The 1996-nt window shown below is 59.7% G+C and carries 3 protein-coding genes; all 3 read right to left on the reverse strand.

Going from position 1 to position 1996, the window contains the following annotated elements:
• Positions 1–100 precede the first annotated feature (100 nt).
• The 3 genes from ACT4OC_RS13385 to ACT4OC_RS13395 are packed head-to-tail and all read right to left on the reverse strand — an operon-like array spanning position 101 to position 1955.
• Entirely contained in the window at positions 101–532 is a 432-nt protein-coding gene (locus ACT4OC_RS13385; RefSeq protein WP_444839471.1) for an AHH domain-containing protein, read from the reverse strand.
• 33 nt (positions 533–565) lie between these two features.
• Positions 566–1285 carry an imm11 family protein gene (locus ACT4OC_RS13390; RefSeq protein WP_444839472.1) on the reverse strand — a complete coding sequence of 240 codons (720 nt, stop codon included), beginning with the start codon at positions 1283–1285 and terminating at the stop codon, positions 566–568.
• Between the two features lie 7 nt (positions 1286–1292).
• On the reverse strand, positions 1293–1955 hold the full coding sequence (locus ACT4OC_RS13395; protein WP_444839473.1) for a DUF4261 domain-containing protein: 663 nt from the start codon (positions 1953–1955) through the stop codon (positions 1293–1295).
• Positions 1956–1996: the final 41 nt, after the last annotated feature.

The raw sequence follows: 1996 nt of genomic DNA on the forward strand, positions 1-1996 counted from the left end.
CTGGCCGGCTTGAGAACGCGTCGCGTCTTGCGCTCGAGCCCATCGAGGAATGCGCAAGACGGGCCATGCCCGCCAGCATCGGCGGCGTACCGGCGAAAAGTCAATTAAGTGCACTGTCACCGTAATACCCATTTTCGAGCCCGGCCATCAGCATCTGGCCGAAGCCCATGATCTTGGCGACACGCTGGGTTACCAGATCCAGCTGCTCGGAAGAGGCCGCGGACAAATTGATGCCCGCAGCAGCCTTGTCCAACAATTTACTGATAAACTCGCTGTATCTTGGATGCGAGCCGGAGTGAACGGACAGACCTGTTGTGCCGGCGACTCCTGCGCTATCTGGGAGACCGATCCCGTTCTTGGCGAAGTCGGACAGACTCAAGATTGATGATTGTCCTGGATTACCCTCCGTAAGCCATCCTCGTGAGACCAGTTTGACCAAGGTACTATTATTTGACCACAATTGCTGGGGAATGACGTGATGCCCCTGATAACCACTCGGCAGCGTCGGCGCGTTGTAAAACCCGGCAGCCATAACTCGTCTCCCCAAGCCGTAATTTGAATTTCGTCACGAACGTTGTGGTGGTTTGAACTGCAGCGGTGTTCCCAGCGCGTCCCAATCGATCACCGGAATCGGGTCATCGCGCGTGCCAAGCCTCTCGGCGTGCAATCGCCGCACACCCGCCGCCTTCAAAGCCTTGACGAGCTCTCCGGTGCAAAACAGTGAATGGGATTGATACAGCGGCCGCCAGATCTGAAACGTTCCGACCGCCTTTGGATCGATGTAAACTGGCGGTGATTGCCAGTGTTGATCCAGCCGAATCTGTATCCAGACCTCCAGAGGGGTAAGAATCTCGCCCGTGGGTCTTTGTCTCAGCACCGGAGGTCGCTTTCTGCTCATGCGCTCGAAATCGAAGCCATCAACGATGTTCAAGACGTTCATGAGGTACCATTCGCCAGCGACCGGCTCATCATCGGGCCAGCGCATCGCGAACGGGCGAAACTCCGCCTCGCCTGGCGCAAGGCGTTCGACGACGGACTTGAATGTCGCGGTGACGATTGGTACGTCGCCGGAAGCATGCACCATGTCGGGGATCGCGTTCGGTCGCTTGTGAAACCGGAACTGCCCCGACGACGGCATCGGCTCGCCGTACAGCGCCTGAAGGCCAGCAAAACATATCGCGGTCGTGAGAGGTGCGTAGAGATTGTCGTCCGTCAATAGTCCGACGGTAGCAGCTCCAGCCCAACTGGGTGAAATCTCATAGAAACGTTTGCGTGCCTTGGCCATGATCACCTCACGCTGCGACCGCATGCAGTACCGGCAGGCCCGACACTCGCTTTGATTCGACATGGCGCACGCGAATTCGCTCGGCGGCGGTTGCACCGAACGTCTCGCCATCTTTCAGGACAGGGCCGTGTTGCATGAGATAAACGGCAAGTCCTGCCACTCTTTGCAAAGCCACTGCCGCGTCGGTGTCTCGCGGCTCCAGTTCGATCTCTCGTCCGACGAAGGACGACAGGCCAAAAGTGATGACGCCGATTCCGCCTGCGTCCTGAAACGCGTGCAAGCTCACCCAGAGGGGATATGGGAAGGTTGGATAGGGCGCGAACGCATCTTGGCTTGCCTCGGCCCACGCCTGTGCCGAATGAGCCACCAGACTCTCCCATAGCACCCCGCGACAGCCGGGTACGGCGACGATCAACGCACCGACCAGTGCAGCAAGGCAGCGCGCCGCCTTCAATCGATCCGACGGCTCCGCCACGGTCGTCACCACGAGATGGGCACCATGCTTCGAGAAAACCGATGCTGCCTCGGGCCACTGGGCCGACGCACGCAGGCTGGGACGTTCCCATTCCTCATTGGGGAGCGGCGCCGCGCCTGGCCGGCTTGAGAACGCGTCGCGTCTTGCGCTCGAGCCCATCGAGGAATGCGCAAGACGGGCCATGCCCGCCAGCATCGGCGGCGTACCGGCGAAAAGTCAATTAAGTGCACTGTCAC

The sequence above is a fragment of the Bradyrhizobium sp. genome (assembly GCF_052389815.1).
Lineage (GTDB): Bacteria > Pseudomonadota > Alphaproteobacteria > Rhizobiales > Xanthobacteraceae > Bradyrhizobium.

What these genes read in the sequence shown, in the direction of transcription:
- ACT4OC_RS13385 (WP_444839471.1), bottom strand. Translation starts at nt 532, where the DNA reads ATGGCTGCCGGGTTTTACAACGCGCCGACGCTGCCGAGTGGTTATCAG.
- ACT4OC_RS13390 (WP_444839472.1), bottom strand. Translation starts at nt 1,285, where the DNA reads ATGGCCAAGGCACGCAAACGTTTCTATGAGATTTCACCCAGTTGGGCT.
- ACT4OC_RS13395 (WP_444839473.1), bottom strand. Translation starts at nt 1,955, where the DNA reads ATGCTGGCGGGCATGGCCCGTCTTGCGCATTCCTCGATGGGCTCGAGC.